This is a genomic window from Trinickia sp. Z7, assembly GCF_056498045.1.
Genome location: NZ_JAUEQW010000004.1, coordinates 125,202 through 146,603, shown reverse-complemented (window position 1 = coordinate 146,603; position 21,402 = coordinate 125,202). Strand labels below are relative to the sequence as shown.

Here is a 21,402-nt window from a genome sequence, read left to right as displayed (position 1 = left end):
CACCCGCCCCTGAGCTTTTTTCCCCTCGTCGACGCGACCTAGTTCCCGGAACGCAGCATTTTCCCGCCGCATCCCTTATGCTGCGGCGTGTACCGCGCGACACCCGCCGTGCGCCCGTGCCCGCCTGCTTTCGTAGAGGTCCGTGCCCGTGCGTGCTTGCCGCGAGCGTGAACCGACCGAGGAATCCGCCATGAGCCGTTTGTTCGAGCCGATGTCTATCGGCAACCTTGCTTTGCCCAACCGCATCGTGATCGCGCCGATGTGTCAGTACTCGGCCGAAGGCGGGTCGGCCACGGATTGGCACATGATCCACCTCGGCCATCTCGCGCTGTCGGGCGCTGCGATGCTGATCCTGGAGGCGACGGCCGTCTCACCCGAGGGCCGCATTTCGGCCGGCGACCTGGGGCTCTATACCGACGAAAACGAAGCGGCGCTGGCGCGCGTGCTCAAGGCCGTGCGCACGTATTCGCCGATCGCCGTCGCGGTGCAACTCGCCCACGCCGGCCGCAAAGGGTCGAGCCGTGCGCCGTGGGACGGCGGCGCGCAGGTCCGCTCGAGCGAGCCGCTCGGCTGGAAGACGGTGGCGCCTTCGCCGGTGCCGCATGCCAAGGACGAAGAGCCTCCCACGATGCTCGACCGGGCCGGGCTCGACAAGGTGCGCGACGATTTCGTCGCCGCCGCGCAGCGCGCCGCGCGGCTCGGCATCGACGGCATCGAGATCCACGCGGCCCACGGCTACCTGCTGCACCAATTTCTTTCGCCGATCGCCAATTTCCGCGACGACGAGTATGGCGGGACGCTCGAAAACCGCATGCGTTTTCCGCTCGAAGTCTTCGATGCGGTGCGGGCGGCCTTCCCGGCCGAACGTCCCGTATGGGCGCGGATTTCCGCGACCGATTGGGTGCCGGGCGGATGGGATATCGATGGCACCGTCGCGTTGTCGAAGGCGCTCAAAGCGCGCGGATGCGCCGCCATTCATGTGACCACGGGCGGGGTCTCGCCCGAGCAGGCGATCAAGCTCGGCCCCGGGTATCAAGTGCCGTACGCTCAGCGCGTGAAAGCCGAGGTGGGCTTGCCGACGATCGCGGTCGGCCTCATCACCGATCCGGAGCAAGCCGAGGCGATCGTCGAGGGCGGCGAAGCGGACGCCGTTTCGCTAGCGCGCGCGATGCTCTACGATCCGCGTTGGCCTTGGCATGCGGCGGCTAGGCTCGGCGCGCAGGTGCAGGCGCCGAAACAGTATTGGCGCTCGCAGCCGCGCGAGTACAAGGATCTGTTTTTGGGCGCGGGATTCGGGCAGCGTTGACGATGTCCGATCCGCACCGTCCTTCGCGCAAGCCGCGTCTGCCGCGCATGCCGAGCATGGCGCGCATGCTGCGCCCGCCGCGTCCGCCACGCTTCGTCGCGCGGGTCATCGCCGTTTCCTGGCGCGATCTCTTGGTCTCGATGGGGCCGATCGTCGCGATCTCGGCCGCCGCGATCTGGCTGGCGATTCGGCTGATTCAGCCCGCGCCGCCCGATACGCTGACGATCACGGCCGGCCCGCCCGGCAGCTCGTTCTGGAATGCGGCCGAACGTTACAAGGCGATACTCGCGCGCAACGGCATTACGCTGAAGGTGCTGCCGTCGGCGGGATCGATGGAAAACCTGGAGCGGTTGTCCGATTCCGATATGGCAGTGGACGTCGGCTTCGTCCAGAGCGGCGTGACGCTCGCCGCGCAAGCAGCTTCGGCGGCGAGTGCGGCCGAGGCCTCGGGCGCATCGGCAACGCTGCCCGCCGAACAGCAGACGAGCGGGGCGCCGGATAGGGCAGCGCCGGCCTCGGATTTGGGCTCGGGATCGGGGTCCGCGTTGAAGTCGACATCGACATCGACGTCGGCATCGGCTACGGCCCGGCAGTCCGAATCGGCTTCGGCATTGTCCTCATCCTCATCCTCGTCCGCAGGGGCGCACCCGCCGCAACCGGCCCACGCGTCCGATACGGCAGCGAGCGGCCATGGCACGGCGCGTCTGGTCTCACTCGGCAGCGTTTCCTACGTGCCGCTCGCGATCTTCTACGAGGGGCCCAAGCGCTCGCGTTTGTCGGGCTTTGCGGGCCAGCGCATCGCGATCGGGCCGGAGGGCAGCGGCACGCGGGCGTTGGCGCTCGCGCTGCTCAAGGCGAACGGCATCGAGCCGGGCGGGGCCACGAGCTTGCTGCCGCTGACCGGAGAAGACGCGGCCCGCGCGCTGACGGCGCACGAGATCGACGCGGCTTTCCTCGCCGGTGATTCGGCTCAGCCGCCCGTGATGGCCCGGCTGTTGCGCACGCCCGGCGTACGGCTGTTTTCGTTCGACCAGGCGCGTGCCTATGCGCGGCGTTTTCCGTATCTGACCGATATCGAGTTGCCGATGGGCGCGTTCGATCTCGGCAAGAACCTGCCGCCCCAGCCCGTGCATACGATCGCGCCGACGGCCGAACTCGTTGCGCGCGACTCGTTGCATCCGGCGCTCTCGGACCTGCTGGTCGAGGCGGCCAAAGAAGTCCATGGGCGCGCCAATCTCCTGCAACACGCCGGCGAGTTTCCGTCGCCGGTGATGCACGATTTCCCCATCAGCGACGACGCCGCGCGTTACTACAAGTCCGGCAAGAGTTTCCTATACCGCGTGCTGCCGTTTTGGCTCGCCAGCCTGGCCGATCGGCTGATCGTGCTCGTCGTGCCGATCGTCGTCGTGCTGATTCCGGGCGCGAGGCTCATCCCCTCGCTCTACGCCTGGCGCGTGAAGTCGCGCATCTACCGCTGGTACGGCGCGCTGATCGCGATCGAGCGCGCCGCGCTCGACGAAACCTCGACCGAGGAGGAGCGTGCCGCCTCGCTGGCGAAGCTGGCCGAAATCGAAGGCGCCGTGAATCGGCTCAAGATGCCGCTCGCGTACGCCGATCAGTTCTACGTGCTGCGCGAGCATATCGGCTTCGTGCGGGCGCGGCTCACCCAAGTGTATGACGAGCAATCGCACACGGAGGCGGGCGGCGCGTAAGATGCTTCCGATACGGGTGCCGAACGCCCCCGTGCGCCGAGCAGCAACCGGATCCACCGGAGACCTTCATGACTCAACCGATCGACGCGGCCTCGCCGCTTTGGTTCTACGATTTCGTGTCGCCGTTCTCGTATCTGCTGCTCGAGCAGCACGACAAATGGCCGAGCATGCCATTCTCGCTCGTGCCCGTCTCGGTCTATGCGCTCTATCGGCATTGGGGCCAGCGCCCCTCGAACGAGGTGCCGCAAAAGCGCTTGTTCACCTACCGCCATGCCCTGTTTCGGGCCGAGCAGCTCGGCATTGCATTCCGGATGCCGCCGGTCCATCCGTTCGATTCGTCCAAAGCACTGCTGCTCGCCACCGCGATCGACGCCGATGTGCCGACCGTCTGCACGATTTTCCGGTTCATTTGGCGCGACGGGCGCGACCCTTCCACGCCGGACGGTTTCGCCGATCTGTGCCAGTTGCTGAACGTGCCGCACGGTGAGCGGCTGATCGAGCATCCCGATACGAAAGCGCGCCTGCAGCGCAACCTCGACGATGCCGTGGCGCTGGGCGTGTTCGGCGTGCCGACGTTCCGGCTGCATCGGCAGTTGTTTTGGGGCGAAGACGCGTTGCCGATGGTGCTCTATTGCGCGCGTTCGCCGGGCTGGCTCGAATCGCCCGAGGTCAAGCGCATCAGCACGTTGCCGGACGGGATCGCTTCGTAATGCAACCGACGCGCCGCGACGCCGGCCCGCTAGAAGCGGGCCCTCCCGAGCGGGGCGCCGACGCACTCGACATTTGGCTGCTGCGCGTGTTGCGCACGCTGCTGACCGAGCGCAGCGTGACGCAGGCGGCGTTGCGGCTGAATCAAACCCAGCCCGCCATCAGCACGGCGCTGCGCAAGCTGCGCGAAGCGCTCGGCGATCCGATCCTCGTGCGCGGCAAGACGGGCATGGTGCCGACCGAATTCGGCGAATCGCTGCTCGGGCCGGCGCAGCGCATATTGCACGAGGTCGATTTCGTCGCCACGCCGCACGGCGATTTCGATCCGGCAGCGGCGCGGCGCACGTTCAGAATCGCCGCGCCCGATTATCTGAACGACTTTTTCATGCCGACGCTGATTGCGCGGTTTCGCACGGCGGCGCCGCAAGCGCGGCTCGAGATCGATTCGCTCAATCCGGCGCTCGATCACGCGGCGATGCTCGAAGCGGGCGAACTCGATCTCGTGGTCGGCAATTGGCCGCAGCCCGATGCGCGGTTCGCGCGCAGCGATTTGTTCAGCGATACCGTCGTATGCTTGATGCGCGCCGATCACCCGCTCGCGCAAACGCCGCTCACGCCGCAGGCGTATTTCGCTGCCGCGCACCTGGCGCCGACGCCCTATAGCGGCGCGCGGCGCAATGCGATCGAGATCGGGCTCGCACGCGCGGGCCTCTCGCGCCATGTCGTCACCACGCTGCCGTATTTCGGCCTCGTGCCGCAGGTGCTGCTGCGCTCGGACCTCATCTTCACGACGACGCGCCGCTTCGCTACGCACTACGCGCGCCTATTGCCGCTTGCCGTGCGCGATGCGCCGATTCCGTTTCCACGGATCAAGTGCTACCAGCTTTGGCATCCGCAGCCCGACCGGCCGCAGGACATCGCCTGGCTGCGCTCGCTCGTCGCCGACGTATCGGCGCAGTTGACGGCGCGCGCGCCGCACCGCCGGGAACCGTGAGCGCGGCGGCGCCGTGCGATAAGCGCGCCGCCCCATGCCGCCCGCTACTGCGAACGGCGCCGCTCGGCGATTCGATACTCGGTCGGCGAAATCGACAGCCGCTTGCGGAACATCTTGGCCAGTCCGTCGCCGCTGCCCACACCGCAACGCCGTGCGATCTTGTCGACGGGCAGATCGGTCGAGACGAGCAGCCGACAGGTCGCATCGAGCCGCGCGCGCAGCAAATACTCCGACGGCGTGATGCCGATCTGCGATTTGAAGCGGCGCAGGAAGCTGCGCTCGCTCATTTGCGCCACCTCGGCAGCCTTGGCCACCGAGATCGGTTGCACGAAGTTTTCGCGAATCCAGCGGGCCGCCGCCTCGATCTTCTCGTGCGTGCCGCCTCCGTCGAGTTCGTCGAGCACCGCGCCTAGCCGCCGCCGCGCGCCGGGCGCCGATCGGTCGGCGATTTCGCGCGCCGCTTGCGCGCCGCGATCGGTTTTGACGATCCACAGGGCGCACGCGATGGGGCCGAACGGGTCGTCGATCGCGACGGCTTGTTGGCCGTGCGGGGCGGTCATGGCTGTGGCTGCCGCGAACGGCGCGGGGACCGGTGCAAGGGTCGCGCCCTGCTCATCTCTCGCAGCAGCTGCAGCGACGATCGCACTGCCCGTGCCGATCGCCTTGACGATGTCCGTATGCGCCATCACCGCACGCAGGCGGCGCAGGAACGATTCGTCGGTGGCCAGACGCGCGGCCTCGCGCCCGCCGGGCACGATGAGCGCATGCAAACCCACCGCGGCGTAGGCGTCGAGATTGTCGGACCATACGCGCATGGTGGCGCTGCTTGCGATGCTGCCGCCTGTAGACGACATCACGACCAACGCATAGGGCTCGGCCGGTTCTCGGGGCAGGACGGGGGGCAGCCCCGCGGCGAGCGGGTCGGGCGCGTCGGGCATGGGTATGCCGCGCCGCCGCGCCGGCGCGGGCTCCGCGCGGAGGCGTTCGCCCTCGATCTCGTCGGCGAGCCTGAACACTTCCGCGATGGAGCTTGCTTCCGCGAGCGAAAATCCGTCGAATATGAGGATAGCGATGCGTTTGGCCATGTGAGCGCAATCGAGCAGCAGCTAGTGCGGTGTTCGGCGCTTCGCACCGCTTCCCACCGAACACTGCACGAGGCAGCGGATGGTCGCGAGTCGAAATCGCGGCGAACGAGCGACGCGCATTCGCCAAGCGTCGTGTGCGCGCCCATTCGGTCGCATGGTATGCGTGGGCCGCGCACATACCGCCTCCTAGTCGGAAAAACGCGAGATGTTGTCAGTTCGCTTCGATACAGAGCATGGCGAGTGGAGCGAGAGGCGCAAGCGCGAGGAAGACGAACGCACTAATGTTCTCACCTGAGCGTGAGGGGCGGCTTCCTACTTGGAGACGTATCCCGCGGGCGCGACGACGTTCGCCTTCATGACGGCTGCGTTGGTCGAAACGACGTAAACCGGCGATTCGCTCAGCACGAGCGCGACGCGACCATCTGCATAGGGCAGTGCGCCGGCATTGCCCATCGCATCGAAAACGGTGACCTGTCCCGACGTTCCGCTGCTGTCCACTTGCAACGTATAGGCGGCGGTGTACTGCGCGCTGAAGCCCTGCGCCGCGTTCCAATGGGCATTGTCGTGAGCCCACAGCGCGGTGACGACCTTGCCGCCGTTCAGTCTCTGGAACGCATAGCCGTAGATGCCGGGCGGTGTGTCGTGCAGATAGCCCATGGTGGTCGTGCCGTCGACGAGGCGCGTCATCGCAGCCACTTCCATCGCCGCCGGCTTGGGACTGATGGCGCTCGATCCGAAGGCGCCGTTCGAATGATCGAGATCGAAGAACAGACCATAACCCGGCGGCGATTCGGGGATGTCCGACGAATAAAAGACGTAGGTCATGTCGGCCCCTTCGCCGAGTAAGATCAAATGGGTACGGGCGACGAGCGCGCCTTGAGCGAAGAGGACGTTGTGCGTTGGATAGTCGGGGCCGTAAGCCGTGCCCACGTCGTAGCTGATGCCGGTCTCGGTGACGAAAAGTTTGGCGCCGGGCTCGAGCAGCTTGGTCATCGACGCACGCAGCGCGCGCATCGACGCCGGCAGCGCATTGGCGGCCACGGCGCGATCCCGATCCGCGGCCAATCGCTCGGGCGGATGCGAGGGCGAGGTGCCCGCATCGTAGTAGCCGTGGATCGCTACGCCGTCCAGGTACCGGCCGATGCCGAGCGGCGCAAGGCGTTCGAGCCAACGCACGTTTTCGCGCACGGACGCGTTCGCGGGACCCATGACGACCGCATGCGGGTCGCTCGCATGAATCGCTTCATACGTCGCACGATAGAGATCGACGAAATGGGCGTCGGTGTCGCGCCAGGGTAGGCCGCTGTCGTAGTCGGGCTCCCACGTGACTTGATAGTAGTTGCTCGATTGATGCGGAAAATAGGCCGCTCGAATCTGCGCCGAGTCGGCACCGACCCGGCTCAAGTAGGCGCGGTAGGCCGCCTCCGACTTGGGCGCGTAGCTATGCGTCGGCGCGCCGGTCGGGCTGGCCCAGCCGGGAATGCCGTCGAGCTGGATCAGCCGCATGATGTCGCCCTGCCGGAAATACGATGCGAGCGTGTCCGGCCCGGGCGTGAAGCTGTTGGCGCGATCGGGTTCTTCCACGTACCAATTGCGCATATCGTTGGCCCACGACAATCCCAGTACCGTGTAGAGCGGACGATAGCCGTCGCCGTCGCAGCAGCGCTCGCCGGGCCGCAGATAGTTGGCGCCTTGGCCGCCGAAGCGATGCTGATCCTGGCGGGCATACGTCACTGCGGGCAGGACGCTCGAAACGTCGGGCAGCACGCCGAACGTTGCGATGCCGGCGGGCCGTGTGCCGCGGCGCGGCAACCGTTGGCCGCCGTGAACGAGCGAGGCGATCACGGCGAAGTATCCCGCCCGCGACGAGGTGCAGCGCAACGCGAAGGTTTGTACGCCCTCGGCGACGGTGAGCCGTCCGCTCGCGCGCACGAAGTCCCAAGCATCGCGGATCTGCCATTCGACGGTATCGGTTTTCGGCGTGTGCGTCGTGAGCGCGATGGTGAACGGCGCACCGAGCGCGAACGTGCGCGTGCCGTCGCTTTCGGGCGTGTCGGCATCGATGCCGTCGCCAAGCATGCGTGCACGCCCTTGCGTTTCGGACGCCGGTGAGGCCGCGGACGCCGGGGACGCTCGGGACGCCGCGACGGGCGCGGCGCAACTGAGCGCGCCGCCCGTGAGCAGCGCGCTCGCGCCAACGGACGATGCGGCGGCATCCGCTGCGGCTTCGCCGCTGCGCGCGTCGGGGCCGCTGCGCCCACAGGCAAGGAGCGAGACACAGGACAGTGCGGTGAAGATGATGAAGACGCTCGCGGCGCAAGCCCGGTCCCGGCCGCCGAGACCAGCATTGCGACGCTCGCGGAGCGCGTCGTCCTCGAGGCGAGCGGCGAAGGTAGCGGGGCGCATGGGAGGGAGCCGGGTTTTGAGTGACCCTAGAGTCCATCATGCGGCGTGCGCCGCGTCCGTGGCCCAGCGCACAGAAGGCCCGGGCGCGCTCATCTAGCGCGCCCGGCCTTCATGGGGTCATTGCCCCACGTACCCCGTTGGCGCCGTCACATTCGCCTTCATCACGGACGCATTGTTGGAGACCACGTAAATCGGCGACTCCGTCAGCGTAAGCGCGATCTGCCCGTTGCTGTAGGGCTGCACCGTGGCATTGCCCATCGCATCGAAGACGGTCACCTGCCCCGACGCGCCTGCGGCATCGACCTGCAGCGTGTACGGCACGCTATAGGTCGTGCTGAATCCCGAGGCCGCGCTCCAATATGCATTGTCGTGCGTCCACAAGGCCGCGATCACCTTGCCGCCGTTCAGCCGCTGAAACGCGTAGCCGTAGACGCCGGCCGGCACGCCGTTCAGATGCCCCAGGGTCGTGGTGCCGTCGATGATACGCGTCATCGCCGCCACCTCCATGGCAGCGGGCTTCGGGCTGATATTGCTGGCGCCGTACGTCCCGTTCGCGTGATCGAGATCGAAGAACATCCCGTATCCCGGCGGCGCATCGGGCGTGTCCGATGCATAGAAGACGTAGGTCATGTCGGCGCCTTCGCCCAGCAGAATCAAATGCGAGCGCGCCACCACCGCGCCGTGCGCGAACAGCACGTTCGGCGTCGGATAGTTGGGACCGTACGAGGTGCCGATGTCGTAGCTGATGCCCGTTTCCGTGGCAAACAGTTTCGCGCCGGGCCTGAGCGTTTGCGCCATGGTCGCGCGCAGTTCGCGCATCGAAGCGGGCAGCGCGTTCGCGGCCGTGGCCGGATCGGGATCGGTCGCGAGGCGCTCGGGCGGATGCGAGGGCGAGGTGCCCGCATCGTAGTAGCCGTGAATCGTCAGACCATCGAGATATTGCCCGATGCCCAGCGGCGCGAGCCGCTTGAGCCACGCCGTATTCGTGCGCACCATCGCGGCGGTGACGCCCATCACGACGGCGTTCGGATCCGTCGAATGCAAGCCCTTGTATGCGGCCTGATACATGGCCACGAAGTTCGCGTCCGTGTCGGACCATTGGGTCGGGCCGCCGCCGTCGGGCTCCCAGGTGATCTGGTAGTAGTTGCTCGATTGCGTGGGGAAGTAGGCGGCGCGGATCTGCGCCGAGTCGGTGCCGACGCGGCTCGCATAGTCCTGGAAGGCCGCCTCCGATGCCGGCGCGTAGCCTTCGGTCTGCCCGCCGGTGGGACTGGCCCAAGCCGGAATGCCGTCGAGCTGGATCAGCCGCATGATGTCGCCTTGCTTCAGGTACGGCGCCAGCGTGCTCGTGCCGGGGGCGAACGTGTTCGGCCCGTTGGGCTCTTCCACGTACCAGCTGCGTGTATCGTTGGCCCACGACAAGCCGAGGTCGGTATCGAGCGGACGATAGCCGTCGCCGCTGCAGCAGGTTTGGCCCGGCTTCAGGTAGTCGGTGCCCTGGCCGCCGAAACGATGCTGATCTTCGTGCGCGTAGGTGGCGGGCGGCAGCACGTTCGAAACGTCGGGGCGCACGCCGAATGTCGCGATGCCGGCAGGGCGCGTGCCGAGCGAGGCCAGCGCAGTGCCCGATGCGGAGAGCGAGGCCGATACGGAAAAGTAGCCGGCGAGCGTGGACGAACAACTGAGCGTCACCGTTTGGGGGCCTGCCTTCACGGCGAAGTGGCCGCTCGCGCGCACGGTATCCCAGTCGTCGCGTACCTGCCACGAGACGGTATCGTCCTGGGCCGCGCGGGTGGTGACGGCGAGATTGAATGTGCTGCCCAGTGCGAATGTCCGCGTGCCGTCGCTGTCCGGCGTATCGGCTTCGATCGGCGCGCCCGTGCCGGCGGCGCTGGCCGGCGCAGACGGCTGGCCGCAGGTCAGCGCTTGGCCGCCCGCTGCGGCGACCGGCGCAGACGAGGCCGTTTGCCCTGCGGGCGCAGCGCCTCGAAAGTTCGCATTGGCGCCGGTGGCCGAGCTCGAGCCGCTGCCGTTCGAGCCGCCGCCACAGGCGGCCAACAGCGAGAGAATCGCAACGGCCGCAGTGTGCGGCAAGCGCATGCGGCGAGCGTGTAGAAGCAAGTGATAGGTCATCGATCGTGGTCGTATTCAGTGCGCCGGCGCTTTGAAAAGGCAAAGGAAGGGCGCCGCGCATCGGCGAAGCGATGCGCGTGGGGCCGCCGAAGCGACATGAACCAAGAAGGCGCGCCCCCAGCCGCGATACGAGTGCATGCCGGGAAGGGGTGAGCCGCGAGATGCCCGCGCGGCGTTCAATTGCCGCGACGAACGGTCGAAGAATCGAATGAAGAATAGGATTGCTCGCCAGTGCGTCACATCTGACGAAACCCTGATTTCATACGAATCGCAGGGCGAAAGGTTACAAGCTTTGCGGACTTTTTTGCAGCGTTCGATTTAGTCGATTTGCGCACGCTGCGTGGCGGATTTTTCCGCTGTAGTGGGGGTAGGACTAGCGGGGCTGGATCGTGCGGCGCTTGGATGTTGCGTCGCCGCGAGAGGCGAGAGCGGCCTGACGAGGGTCCATCGGGGCCCTTTCCGATGACTACCGGATTAGAAATGGGATTGCCGTTCTTTAATGGAACTTATAGGGGGAGATCGATGATTTCGATGAGCCGAAAATGAATCACGAATGAAACATCGTGCAATCTTTTCCGTTCGATTTTTTATGATAAGAAAGACGAAATCGGGAAAAAGGTGTTGCTCTAATCCGCCAACGCGCCTGTCTTTGTTTTGCTTCAACGTGGGTTTAACAACACAACGACATCGGCGCAGCGTCTATCGTGCGCATTGTGCGTTCGGGCTTTGGCAGCCGACTACGACGGCCAAGCGCCGCCGGGGTCCGCGGCGATGCCGCCGCACACCAATGAACGGTTGTCCCGATCGGTTCGATCGAAGGCGACTGCAAGCACCGCACCACATTAGCTGCACCGAGTCGCTCCGGGGAATTTTCGCACGGCGGCGTCCTTTAGCGCTCGGCATGCCTTTTGCCAGAGCGCCGTGGCGCTAATTCGCTAAACGATGGGTGAAAGTCACGGCTTTCACGAAGCTTTGTCCGATTTGCCTAGTCATGGGAAAGGGGCCGTCCGCATCGGTCGACGCATCAGGCGATATCTGTTGGAAGCTTTCCGACAAGATCTCGCCGAATTACGTCACGACACACGCGCCGCATATTGGCGCTGCCTACGATGCAGTGCAATACGAACGGAATCGTCCCACGCCGGCAATGACTATCGAGGGTAATGCCATGCCTTACGCGAGTACCGAACCCGCACTCATGGGATGGTGGCGAGCTCGGGCGCAAAACGCACCGAGTGCCACGCGCCGGATCGCAATCGTGCTGTACGAGGGCTTTTCGTTGCTCGGGGCGGGTCTCGTCGCCGAGGTCTTCAACCTGGCCAACGAACTTGCATCTCCGGGCGCCGATCGCGCACAAACGTACGACATTTCGTTCTTGTCCGCCGACGGCGGCAACGTACGCTGCGCCTCGATGGTACGTGTGTGGACCGACGGCCTCGACGCGCGTCACTACACGGGCTTCGATGCGCTGTTCGTCGCCGGAGGCAAGGGCGCGCGCGCCGCCGCAAGCGACGAGCGTCTGATCGGTTGGCTGCGGCGCGTGCAGACGAAGACGATCAACATTCGCTCGATCGGAGAAGGCCGGCTGCTGCTCGACGCGGCGGGCATCGGCGCCGTCGAGAAGATCTACCAGTTCGGATCGTGCTTGCGCCAAGACGGTGGCGATGACGTGTCCGCCCAAACCGACGAACGGTTCGAGCCGATGAAGCTCGCGCTGTCGATGGTCAAGCGCGACCTCGGGCTCGACGTGGCGCGCGCCATCGCGGAGCGCCTGGCCCCGGGGTCGAGCGCACGCTTCGGGCCGCTGTTGAGCGACGGCGGCGTGATCAGCGCCGGCGACAAGATTCGTGCAGCTGCGCGTTGGCTGCAGGAGAACTGCGAGCGACCGATTTCGATTGCCGACGCCGCGCAAGTGGCCGCGATGAGCGAGCGCAATTTCCTGCGGCGCTTCAAGCTCGAGCTGCGCATGACGCCGTCCGACTATTTGCTCCAGGCCCGCCTGGCGATTACCTGCAGTTTGCTGGTCGATTCCGAGCTTCCCGTCGACAAGATTGCGCGGCGAAGCGGTATGGGCAACGGCGATCGTCTCGCGAAGATCTTCCGCAAACGGATGATGATTTCGCCGACCGAATACCGGATGCAACGCCGTCGTGCGACAGGCGGCTGACCGGAGGAGCACCGACATGAGGTTCGATTTGCGAGGATACGAGCGCGCGCAGCCGGGACGCGGCGCGCCACCGCTCGGCGCCGCGTTGCCAGAGCAGGCGCGCTCGGACGAAGGCGGCGAGCCGCAGGAGTATGTCCCACCCCCGGCGCAAAGCAAGAGCGCCGCCGCGTTCGAACCGAGTGCGGCGCTCGCACCGGAGCCGTGCCGGCGATTGATTGCCGTCGTGCTGGCGGGCGGCTCGGGCACGCGCCTGTGGCCGATGTCGCGCGAGCACTATCCGAAGCAGCTCATCGACGTGATCGGTTCCGACACGCTGTTGCAGGCTACCGTGCGCCGCATGGATGGATTTGCCGAAGGCTGGGATGTGGCCGATGCGCCGCTCGTCGTGTGCGGCGCCGAGCACGGCTTCATCATCGACGACCAATTGCGCGCCAACGGCGTGACGCCACGCCTGATCGTCGAGCCCGCTCGGCGCGACACGGCGCCCGCACTGACGCTCGCCGCGGCGCTTGCGAGCGCGAACGGCGAGGACGCGATTCTCGTGGTCATGCCCGCCGACCATGCCATTGCCGACGTGAAGGCGCTGCAACGCGCGATCGAATTGGCCGCACGCCATGCGCAGCAGGGCGCGATCGCGACGCTGGGCGTGCCGCCTACGCGTCCCGATACGGGATTCGGCTATGTGCGCATCGGCGAGCCGCTTGGCGACGGCGCGCACCGCATCGAGCGCTTCGTCGAAAAGCCGCCGGCCGAGCTGGCCGCGCAATACCTCGCCGACGGCGCCTATTGGTGGAACAGCGGCATCTTCGTGATGCGAGCGACGGTTTGGCTCGACGCCTTGCGGCAATTGCGCCCCGAGATGCTCGCCACCTGTTTGGCGGCCGTCGCTCAGGGTGCGGCGCACGGTGAGCGCTTCGATCCGGCGGCGAGCGCGTTCGAGCGATCCCCGGCGGATTCGATCGACTATGCGGTGATGGAATGCCTGGGCGGCCCGGATGCGCCGTGCGCGGGCATCGTCGTGCCGCTCGAGGCCGGCTGGTCGGATTTGGGCTCGTGGGATGCCGTCTGGGATGCGTTGAGCAAAGACTGCGACGGCAACGTTGTGCGCGGGCGCGTGGTGCTCGAGGGCGCGAGCTCGACATTCGTGCATGCCGAGAGCCGCTTGGTCGCCTGCGTCGGCACGACGAACCTGGTCGTCGTGGAGACGCCCGACGCCGTGCTCGTGGCCGACCGCGCGAACGTGCAGCGCGTGAAAGGGCTCGTCGCGCGCATCAAGGCGGAGCACGCGCCCGAGGCCGAGGCGCACCGGAAAGTGCGTCGTCCATGGGGCTTTTACGACTCGATCGATCACGGCGATCGCTTCCAGGTCAAACGTATCGTGGTCGCGCCGGGCGCGCGTTTGTCGCTGCAGATGCATCACCACCGCGCCGAGCATTGGGTGGTCGTGCGCGGGACGGCGATCGTCACGCGCGGCGACGAGGAGTTCTTGTTGAGCGAAAACGAATCGACCTTCATTCCGCTCGGCGTTCGGCACCGGCTCGCCAATCCGGGCAAGGTCCCGCTCGAAATCATCGAAGTGCAGTCGGGCGCTTATCTAGGCGAGGACGACATCGTTCGCTTCGAAGACAACTACGGTCGATGTCCGAGTCACCCTGCGGGGCCGTGACGCAAGCGGCGGGCGGTTCTTTTCGGTGCGGAGAACGAAGATGCGTGAGATTCAAGGCTTACTGACCCGGGTGTTCGACGTCGCGCTCGTGATCGCGTCGGCAGCGCTCGCGTCGAAGATGCGCTTTGCCGATTGGGGGCGGCACGATTTCGTCGCGCCGTTCGTCATGCTGACCGCGGCATGCGTGCTCGTGCTGTTCCCCGCCTTCGGCGTCTACGATTCATGGCGGGGCCGCTCCAAGCGCATGCTGTCCGGACAGGTCGCGCTTGCCTGGCTCGTCGCGCAAGGCTGCGCGTTGACGGCCATGTTCTCGTTGCGCGAGATCGACTACGTCTCGCGTTTGTGGTTCGTCTACTGGAGTGCGATGTCCGGTGCGCTGCTGATCGGCTACCGGCTCGCGGCGCATGCCGTGCTCGCGCGCCTGCGTCATGCCGGCATCAATCTGCATCGCGTCGCGATCGTCGGGGCGGGGCCGCATTGCGATGCGATCTTGCGCCGGATCGAAGCCGCACCGGCGACGGGTTTTCGGGTGGCGGCCGTCTACGTGCCGCAAGCGCAGAAACAGCGAGCGACGCTGCCCCCGGGCGCCGCAACGCTGCCGCGCTTCTACGATCTGAACGCATTCGCGCGCTATGTGCGCCGCACCGATCTGCACGAAGTTTGGCTTGCGCTGCCGCTTTCGGAAGACCGCACGATTTTGCGCGTCGTTGCGATGTTCCGCGACGATCTGGTCAATATTCGATTCATGCCGGACGTGCGCTCGCTGGCGCTGTTCGAAAGCGGCGGTGTGATCGACTTGCTCGGCGTGCCCGCCATCAATCTCGTCGCCTCGCCGTTGTCGCCGGGGGGGCTGCTCGCCAAGGAGATCTTCGATCGCATTTTCGCCGCTTGTGCGCTGATCGGCCTCGCGCCGCTGCTCATCGCGATCGCGGTGGCCGTGAAGCTTTCTTCGCCGGGCCCTGTGCTGTTCAAGCAAAAGCGCAAGGGAGCGGACGGCCGCGTCTTCACCATTTACAAGTTTCGCTCGATGCGCTTGCATGTCCAGGAGGCGGGCGTCTTGCACCAGGCGGTGCGCCGCGACCCGCGCGTGACCAAGCTCGGCGCATTCCTGCGGCGCACGAGCCTGGACGAGTTGCCGCAATTTTTCAACGTGTTGCGCGGCGATATGTCCGTGGTCGGGCCGCGTCCGCACGCGCTCGAGCACGACGATCTCTATCAGAAGGTCGTCACGGGCTATATCCATCGTTATCGGATCAAGCCCGGGATCACGGGGTGGGCGCAGATCAACGGCTATCGCGGCGAAACCGACCGCATCGAAAAGATGGAGCGGCGCGTGGCGCACGACCTCTATTACCTCGGCAATTGGTCGTTCGCCCTCGATATGCGGATCATAGCGGCGACGATCGTGAAAGGGTTCATGCATAGCAATGCCTATTAGCGCACGCGCTCATCGCGGCACGCGCCGCGAAGAACGCCTGCAACCGATGTGCGTCGCGCACCGGCTCGATCGGCGATCGAGCCCGCGCGGCGCACGTCACGAATGTCACGAATAACCGGCACGGAGGCCACATCATGTCCGACTCGAGCGCGCGCAGTCGCAGCGCCTTATCGTTAGCACTCCTTACTTTCGCTTTCGCACTGTCCGCATGCTCGATCGTGCCGGGTCAACGCATGGTGACGCCGCCTACCGTCGACGAGGCGGGCGGCGAGTACAGCACGGAGCCGAGGCAAGAGGTGAAGGTGCCGATTACCGACATCAACCTGAAGCTGATTCGGCAGATGAACGAACAGACGGCGCAGCATCCTATCGCCGATCGAACCCAGAGCTTGTTCGGCAAGCCCGGTCCCTACCGCGTCGGCCCCGGCGACGTGCTTCAGATCACCGTCTGGGATCACCCCGAGCTCGCCGCCGCGCTGGGGCAGCCGGCGCCCACCAACCGCACGGAAGACGCGGCGCCGGGCTTCGTCGTCGATGAAGGCGGCAACGTGCAATTCCCCTACGCGGGCGTCGTGCACGTGGCCGGCGACAGCGTCGAGCAGATCCGGCGCAAGATCGTCTCGCGCATCAGCAAGGTGTTCAAGAGCCCGGAAGTCACCGTGCGTATCGCCTCGTTCCGCGCTCAAGACATTTACGTCGACGGCGAGGTGGGCAAGCCCGGCGCCGTGCAGATCACCGACATACCGATGACGCTGACCGAAGCGATCGGGCGCGCGGGCGGCTTCACCGCGGCTGCCGATCAAAGCCGCGTGACGCTGGTGCGCGAAGGCAACAGCTATCCGATCAGTTTCTCCCATCTGCTCAAGGCGGGGCGCAATCCGTCGGACATCGTGCTCAAGCCCGGCGACATGGTGCGCATCGGCTCGCGCGAGGAGAACGGCGTCTACGTCATGGGCGAGGTGAACAAGCCCGCGACCATCATGCCGATGCGCAGCGGCCGGCTCTCGCTGGCCGAGGCGCTGTCGCAGGCGGGCAGCCTCAATCCGGGAACGTCCAACGCGAAGCAATTGTTCGTGATTCGCGACTCGACGGGCAGCAACCCGCAAATCTTTCACCTGGATGCGACCTCGCCGGTTTCGATGGTGCTCGCCAACCAGTTCGAGCTGCAGCCGAAGGACGTCGTCTACGTCGATAACGGTGCACTCGTGAAATTCAATCGCGTGCTGAACCTGTTCTTGCCCGCGATCAACGCAGGCTTGACGGCCGCGATCGTGACGAAGTGACCCAACCGGCGCGCCCGCCCGCGCATCGCGGCGGCGCGCATTCGATGCGAGCAACAAACATGGCTATGAACTTCGAGCGTCGCTACACCGATTTCACGCCCGGCGACGAGTTGCGGCTGTCCGACTATCTGCAGTCGATCGTGATCAATTGGCGCTTGATCGCAATGGTGACGTTAGCGGTGACCGCGCTCGGCTCGGCCTACGCGTTTCTTGCAACGCCCGTCTATAAGGCGGACGCGATCATCCAAGTGGAGGAGGCGGCGAACGCCGATAACGGCGGGGCCAACCCGCAACGGCAGATCGAACCGCTGTCGCGCATGTTCGAAACCAAAGCGACGACGGCCGCGCAGATCGAGTTGCTCAAGTCGCGGCTCGTGACGGAGGCGGCCGTGCGCAATTTGCATCTCGACATTGCCGCGCAACCTCATACCTTGCCCGTGGTCGGTAATCTGCTCACGGCCCTGACGACGGGCAAGCTCGGCTTCAAGATCGCGCCCTTCGCGGATCTTCCCGGCTTCGCCTGGGGCAACGAAACGATCGAAGTGTCGCGCATGGAGACGCCGAGCGCCCTCTACGACAAATCGTTCTCGCTGACGGCGGGCCCCGACGGCACTTTCACGCTGAGCGACCCGGACGGCATCGCGATCGCGAGCGGCCGGGTGGGCGAAGACGTCACGGGCACGACCGCGGCGGGTCCCGTGCTGGTGCGCGTCGATCGGCTCACGGGCCGCAGCGGCACGCGCTTCGATCTGACGCGCTCGTCTACGCTCGATGCGCTCGAACGCTTGCAGAAGCAACTGAGCGTCAAAGAAACGGCGTTGCAATCGGGCGTCATCGCGCTCACCTTGCAAGGCGCGAACCCGGCGCTCACGGCCGATGTCGTCAATGGCATTGCGCGTCAGTTCATCCAGCAGGACGTCGACCGGCGCTCGGCCGAGGCAGAGCATACGCTCGCGTTCCTCGACCAGCAGTTACCGCAGCTGCGACACGAACTCGATGCGGCCGAGCAGCGCTACAACACCTTCCGCAACAATCACGGCACGGTCGATCTCAGCGAGGAAAGCAAGCTGCTCTTGCAGCAGATCGTCGACAACAAGACGAAGCTCGCCGATCTGCTGCGGCAGCGCGCCGATCTCTCGCAGCGCTTCACCGCGCACCATCCGGCCGTCGCGGCGCTCGACGCTCAAATCGCGCAATTGCAGGCCGCGCAGTCGGTGATGTCCAAAGACATCGCCGTGCTGCCCGACACCGAGCAGACCGCGCTGCGTTTGCTGCGAGACGTGCGCGTGGACACCGAGCTCTATACGAACATGCTCAATAGCGCGCAGCAATTGCGCGTGGCGAAGGCGGGGCAAATCGGCAACGTGCGCGTGGTGGACTTCGCCCAGATCCCGGACAAGCCCGTATGGCCCAAGCGCTTCGTCGTGATTCTGATCGCCTTCGGCGGCGGCCTTTTCATCGGCATCGTCGCGGCCTTCGTGAGGAAGTCGCTGTACGGCGGGGTCGAGCGCGCCGAGGAGATCGAAAGCACGCTGGGCGTGCCCGTGTTCGCCATCGTTCCGCGCAGCGGCTTGCAACTGCGGTTGCAGCAAGAGGTGACGATGCGTCGCCAAGGGTTGCACGTGCTTGCCGCGCAATCGCCTCAGGACATCGCCGTCGAAGGCGTGCGCAGCTTGCGCACGTCGCTGCAGCTCTCGCTCGACCAGGCGCGCAACAACATCGTCATGCTCACGGGCTCGCGTCCCGATGCGGGCAAATCGTTCCTGTCGGTCAATCTCGCGGCGCTCGTCGCCTCGGCCGGCAAGCGCGTGCTCGTGATCGACGGCGATATGCGGCGCGGCCAAGTCCATTCCCATTTCGGGGTGCGGCACCAGCCCGGGTTGTCCGATGTGCTGAGCGGCGCCGATGTCGATGCCGTGATCCGGCGCGAGGTGCTGCCGGGGCTCGATCTGCTGAGCAAGGGGTCGATGCCGATGCATCCGTCGGAATTATTGATGAGCGAGCGCTTTCGCGAACTGCTCGAAACGCTGTCGCGCCGCTACGAGCTCGTGATCATCGACACGCCGCCGGTGCTTGCCGTGACCGATTCGACGGTCATCGGCAAGTATGCGGGCACGACGCTGCTCGTCGTGCGCTATGGACGGCATCCGATCGGCGAGATCAGCGAAACGGCGAAGCGGCTCGAGACGGGCGGGGTGAACGTGAAGGGCGTGCTGCTGACCGACGTGCCGCCGGCCATGCCGCTGTTCGGCGGCTCGTACAAGGGCGGGTACTACGGTTACGACAGCGTTGCCGACTGACACGAGCCCGAGAGGCGCACGAACCAGACGAACCACGGAGCCGCACGAGCAGCATGGGCCGAGCGGCCGGCTACCGACACCGTTGAACAACGAAAAGGAAACGACGATGAAGCGCAAGGTCGCATTGATTACGGGCGTGACGGGACAGGATGGGGCTTACCTTGCCGAGTTGCTGCTCGGCAAGGGGTACGAAGTGCATGGCGTGAAACGCCGCACTTCGCTGTTCAATACCGATCGCATCGATCACCTTTATCGCGATCCGCACGAAGTCGAGGATGCCGACAGCCAATTGCACTTGCACCACGGCGACCTCACGGATTCGACGAGCCTCGTGCGCATCATTCAAAGCGTCGAGCCCGACGAGATCTACAACCTCGCGGCGCAGAGCCACGTGGCCGTATCGTTCGAGGAGCCCGAGTACACCGCCAATGCGGACGGGCTCGGTGCGCTGCGCATCCTCGAGGCGATTCATATGCTGGGCAGGATCGAGCGCACGCGCTTTTATCAAGCGTCGACCTCGGAGCTATTCGGCCTCGTGCAGGAGACGCCGCAGCGCGAAACCACGCCGTTCTACCCGCGCAGCCCGTATGCCGTGGCCAAGTTGTTCGCCTATTGGACTACCGTCAATTACCGCGAGGCTTACGGCATCTACGCCTGCAACGGCATTCTGTTCAATCACGAATCTCCCGTTCGCGGCGAGACCTTCGTGACGCGCAAGATCACGCGCGGTCTCGCACGCATTGCCGTTGGGCTGCAACGCGAGCTCTACCTCGGCAACTTGTCGGCGCTGCGCGATTGGGGGCATGCGCGCGACTACGTCGAAATGCAGTGGCTGATGCTGCAGCAAGATGCACCGGAGGATTTCGTCATCGCGACGGGCGAGCAATACAGCGTGCGCGAGTTCGTCCAGCGCGCGGCGCAAGAGCTGGGTATCTCCGTGCGCTTCGAGGGCAGCGGGGTCGAGGAGGTGGGCATCGTCGATCACGTGGCGAGCCGCGAGACGCGCGTGTCGCCGGGCGATGTCATCGTGCGCGTCGATCCGCGCTATTTCCGCCCGACGGAAGTCCAATCGCTGCTCGGCGATAGCACGAAGGCGCGCGAGAAACTCGGCTGGACCCCCAGCACGCCTTTCCCCGCGCTCGTGCGCGAGATGGCGCTGGCGGACTATCAGATCGCGCGACGCGATGCGCTCGTGACGATGGCCGGCTTCAAAGCGCTAGAGCATCACGAATGAGTGAGAGACGATGGATCCGCAAGCACGCATTTTCGTTGCCGGCCACCGTGGCATGGTGGGTTCCGCGCTCGTGCGCGAACTCACGGTGCACGGTTACCGCAATCTCGTCACCCGCACGCACGATGCGCTCGACTTGCTCGATCAGCATGCCGTGCGCGCGTTCTTTTCCAATGAGCGGATCGACGTCGTGCTGCTTGCGGCCGCGCGCGTCGGCGGCATCCTCGCCAATTCGACGCGGCCCGCGACGTTCCTCTACGAAAACCTCGCGATCGAGACGAACGTGATCGATGCGGCTTATCGCGCCGGTGTGAAACGCCTCGTGTTCTTCGGTTCTTCTTGCATCTATCCGAAGCTGTGCCCGCAGCCGATCCGCGAATCGTATTTGCTGAGCGCCCCCTTGGAGCCCACCAACGAGCCCTACGCGATAGCGAAGATTGCCGGCGTGAAGCTGTGCGAGGCCTATAACCGCCAATACGGCACGCGCTACGTGGCGCTGATGCCGACCAACCTTTACGGTCCGAACGACAACTACGATCTTGCCGGCAGCCACGTGCTGCCGGCGCTGATACGCAAAGCGCACGAGGCGAAGCTCGCGGGGGAGGCGACGCTGACGGTGTGGGGGACGGGCGAGCCGCGGCGCGAGTTTCTGCATGTCGACGACTTGGCTGCGGCGACGCGATTCGTGCTGGAGCAGGACGTGGGCGAAGGCGTGTTCAACGTCGGCGCCGGAGAGGATTTGACGATACGCGAGCTCGCGCAGTGCATCGCGGGCGTGGTCGGCTTCGAGGGCGAACTCGTGTTCGACCGGTCCAAGCCCGACGGCACGCCGCGCAAGCTGCTCGACGTCTCGAGGCTGGCCGAGATGGGGTGGCGGGCGACGATCGGTCTTACCGACGGCGTCCGCGACACTTACGCGCGCTATACCGCGCAGCATCGCGAGCACGATGCGGCTTCCAACGGATAAGAGAGC

14 protein-coding genes are annotated in these 21,402 nt (G+C 65.8%); 11 read left to right on the top strand and 3 right to left on the bottom strand.

The window, feature by feature from the left end:
- Positions 1 to 190: 190 nt before the first annotated feature.
- From QQS38_RS09475 to QQS38_RS09460, 4 genes are all read left to right on the top strand, one after another.
- Entirely contained in the window at positions 191 to 1,306 is a 1,116-nt protein-coding gene (locus tag QQS38_RS09475) for an NADH:flavin oxidoreductase/NADH oxidase (protein WP_479645120.1), read from the top strand.
- 2 nt (positions 1,307 to 1,308) lie between these two features.
- Entirely contained in the window at positions 1,309 to 3,018 is a 1,710-nt protein-coding gene (locus QQS38_RS09470) for a TAXI family TRAP transporter solute-binding subunit (RefSeq protein WP_479645119.1), read from the top strand.
- A 68-nt stretch (positions 3,019 to 3,086) separates the two neighbouring features.
- Positions 3,087 to 3,728 carry a 2-hydroxychromene-2-carboxylate isomerase gene (locus QQS38_RS09465; protein WP_479645118.1) on the top strand — a complete coding sequence of 214 codons (642 nt, stop codon included), beginning with the start codon at positions 3,087 to 3,089 and terminating at the stop codon, positions 3,726 to 3,728.
- Entirely contained in the window at positions 3,728 to 4,720 is a 993-nt protein-coding gene (locus QQS38_RS09460; protein ID WP_479645117.1) for a LysR family transcriptional regulator, read from the top strand. Before QQS38_RS09465 ends, QQS38_RS09460 begins: the two co-directional genes overlap by 1 nt.
- Before the next feature lie 44 nt (positions 4,721 to 4,764).
- On the opposite strand, the gene QQS38_RS09455 is transcribed toward QQS38_RS09460, so the two are convergent.
- From QQS38_RS09455 to QQS38_RS09445, 3 genes are all read right to left on the bottom strand, one after another.
- Positions 4,765 to 5,805 (bottom strand): helix-turn-helix domain-containing protein, encoded by a 1,041-nt coding sequence (locus QQS38_RS09455; protein WP_479645116.1) that lies wholly within the window; start codon positions 5,803 to 5,805, stop codon positions 4,765 to 4,767.
- Positions 5,806 to 6,117: 312 nt separating this feature from the next.
- Positions 6,118 to 8,211 carry a hypothetical protein gene (locus tag QQS38_RS09450; RefSeq protein WP_479645115.1) on the bottom strand — a complete coding sequence of 698 codons (2,094 nt, stop codon included), beginning with the start codon at positions 8,209 to 8,211 and terminating at the stop codon, positions 6,118 to 6,120.
- A 117-nt stretch (positions 8,212 to 8,328) separates the two neighbouring features.
- Positions 8,329 to 10,344 (bottom strand): hypothetical protein, encoded by a 2,016-nt coding sequence (locus tag QQS38_RS09445; protein ID WP_479645114.1) that lies wholly within the window; start codon positions 10,342 to 10,344, stop codon positions 8,329 to 8,331.
- A 1,168-nt stretch (positions 10,345 to 11,512) separates the two neighbouring features.
- Between QQS38_RS09445 and QQS38_RS09440 the strand changes: the two genes are divergently transcribed.
- The 7 genes from QQS38_RS09440 (at position 11,513) to QQS38_RS09410 (ending at position 21,396) form a co-directional block, all read left to right on the top strand.
- Complete coding sequence (locus tag QQS38_RS09440) at positions 11,513 to 12,511, top strand: GlxA family transcriptional regulator (protein ID WP_479645113.1); 999 nt, start codon at positions 11,513 to 11,515, stop codon at positions 12,509 to 12,511.
- Between the two features lie 16 nt (positions 12,512 to 12,527).
- Complete coding sequence (locus tag QQS38_RS09435) at positions 12,528 to 14,177, top strand: mannose-1-phosphate guanylyltransferase/mannose-6-phosphate isomerase (protein WP_479645112.1); 1,650 nt, start codon at positions 12,528 to 12,530, stop codon at positions 14,175 to 14,177.
- Between the two features lie 40 nt (positions 14,178 to 14,217).
- Entirely contained in the window at positions 14,218 to 15,615 is a 1,398-nt protein-coding gene (locus tag QQS38_RS09430; protein WP_479645111.1) for an undecaprenyl-phosphate glucose phosphotransferase, read from the top strand.
- A 134-nt stretch (positions 15,616 to 15,749) separates the two neighbouring features.
- Positions 15,750 to 16,898, top strand: coding sequence for a polysaccharide biosynthesis/export family protein (locus QQS38_RS09425; RefSeq protein ID WP_479645110.1), 1,149 nt, complete (start codon positions 15,750 to 15,752; stop codon positions 16,896 to 16,898).
- A gap of 59 nt (positions 16,899 to 16,957) precedes the next feature.
- Entirely contained in the window at positions 16,958 to 19,198 is a 2,241-nt protein-coding gene (locus tag QQS38_RS09420) for a polysaccharide biosynthesis tyrosine autokinase (RefSeq protein WP_479645109.1), read from the top strand.
- A gap of 106 nt (positions 19,199 to 19,304) precedes the next feature.
- The gene (gmd, locus tag QQS38_RS09415) at positions 19,305 to 20,432 is read left to right on the top strand and encodes a GDP-mannose 4,6-dehydratase (protein ID WP_479645108.1); all 1,128 of its coding nucleotides are present in this window, start codon (positions 19,305 to 19,307) and stop codon (positions 20,430 to 20,432) included.
- A 10-nt stretch (positions 20,433 to 20,442) separates the two neighbouring features.
- Positions 20,443 to 21,396, top strand: a complete 954-nt coding sequence (locus tag QQS38_RS09410) for a GDP-L-fucose synthase family protein (RefSeq protein ID WP_479645107.1) — start codon at positions 20,443 to 20,445, stop codon at positions 21,394 to 21,396.
- The last annotated feature ends 6 nt before the right edge of the window (positions 21,397 to 21,402 follow it).

Bases quoted from the DNA above. Each gene is read 5' to 3' on its own strand.
- QQS38_RS09425 (WP_479645110.1), top strand. From the start codon at position 15,750: ATGTCCGACTCGAGCGCGCGCAGTCGCAGCGCCTTATCGTTAGCACTC.
- QQS38_RS09455 (WP_479645116.1), bottom strand. From the start codon at position 5,805: ATGGCCAAACGCATCGCTATCCTCATATTCGACGGATTTTCGCTCGCG.
- QQS38_RS09445 (WP_479645114.1), bottom strand. From the start codon at position 10,344: ATGACCTATCACTTGCTTCTACACGCTCGCCGCATGCGCTTGCCGCAC.
- QQS38_RS09475 (WP_479645120.1), top strand. From the start codon at position 191: ATGAGCCGTTTGTTCGAGCCGATGTCTATCGGCAACCTTGCTTTGCCC.
- QQS38_RS09435 (WP_479645112.1), top strand. From the start codon at position 12,528: ATGAGGTTCGATTTGCGAGGATACGAGCGCGCGCAGCCGGGACGCGGC.
- QQS38_RS09430 (WP_479645111.1), top strand. From the start codon at position 14,218: ATGCGTGAGATTCAAGGCTTACTGACCCGGGTGTTCGACGTCGCGCTC.
- QQS38_RS09410 (WP_479645107.1), top strand. From the start codon at position 20,443: ATGGATCCGCAAGCACGCATTTTCGTTGCCGGCCACCGTGGCATGGTG.
- QQS38_RS09460 (WP_479645117.1), top strand. From the start codon at position 3,728: ATGCAACCGACGCGCCGCGACGCCGGCCCGCTAGAAGCGGGCCCTCCC.
- QQS38_RS09450 (WP_479645115.1), bottom strand. From the start codon at position 8,211: ATGCGCCCCGCTACCTTCGCCGCTCGCCTCGAGGACGACGCGCTCCGC.
- QQS38_RS09465 (WP_479645118.1), top strand. From the start codon at position 3,087: ATGACTCAACCGATCGACGCGGCCTCGCCGCTTTGGTTCTACGATTTC.
- QQS38_RS09470 (WP_479645119.1), top strand. From the start codon at position 1,309: ATGTCCGATCCGCACCGTCCTTCGCGCAAGCCGCGTCTGCCGCGCATG.
- gmd (WP_479645108.1), top strand. From the start codon at position 19,305: ATGAAGCGCAAGGTCGCATTGATTACGGGCGTGACGGGACAGGATGGG.
- QQS38_RS09420 (WP_479645109.1), top strand. From the start codon at position 16,958: ATGGCTATGAACTTCGAGCGTCGCTACACCGATTTCACGCCCGGCGAC.
- QQS38_RS09440 (WP_479645113.1), top strand. From the start codon at position 11,513: ATGCCTTACGCGAGTACCGAACCCGCACTCATGGGATGGTGGCGAGCT.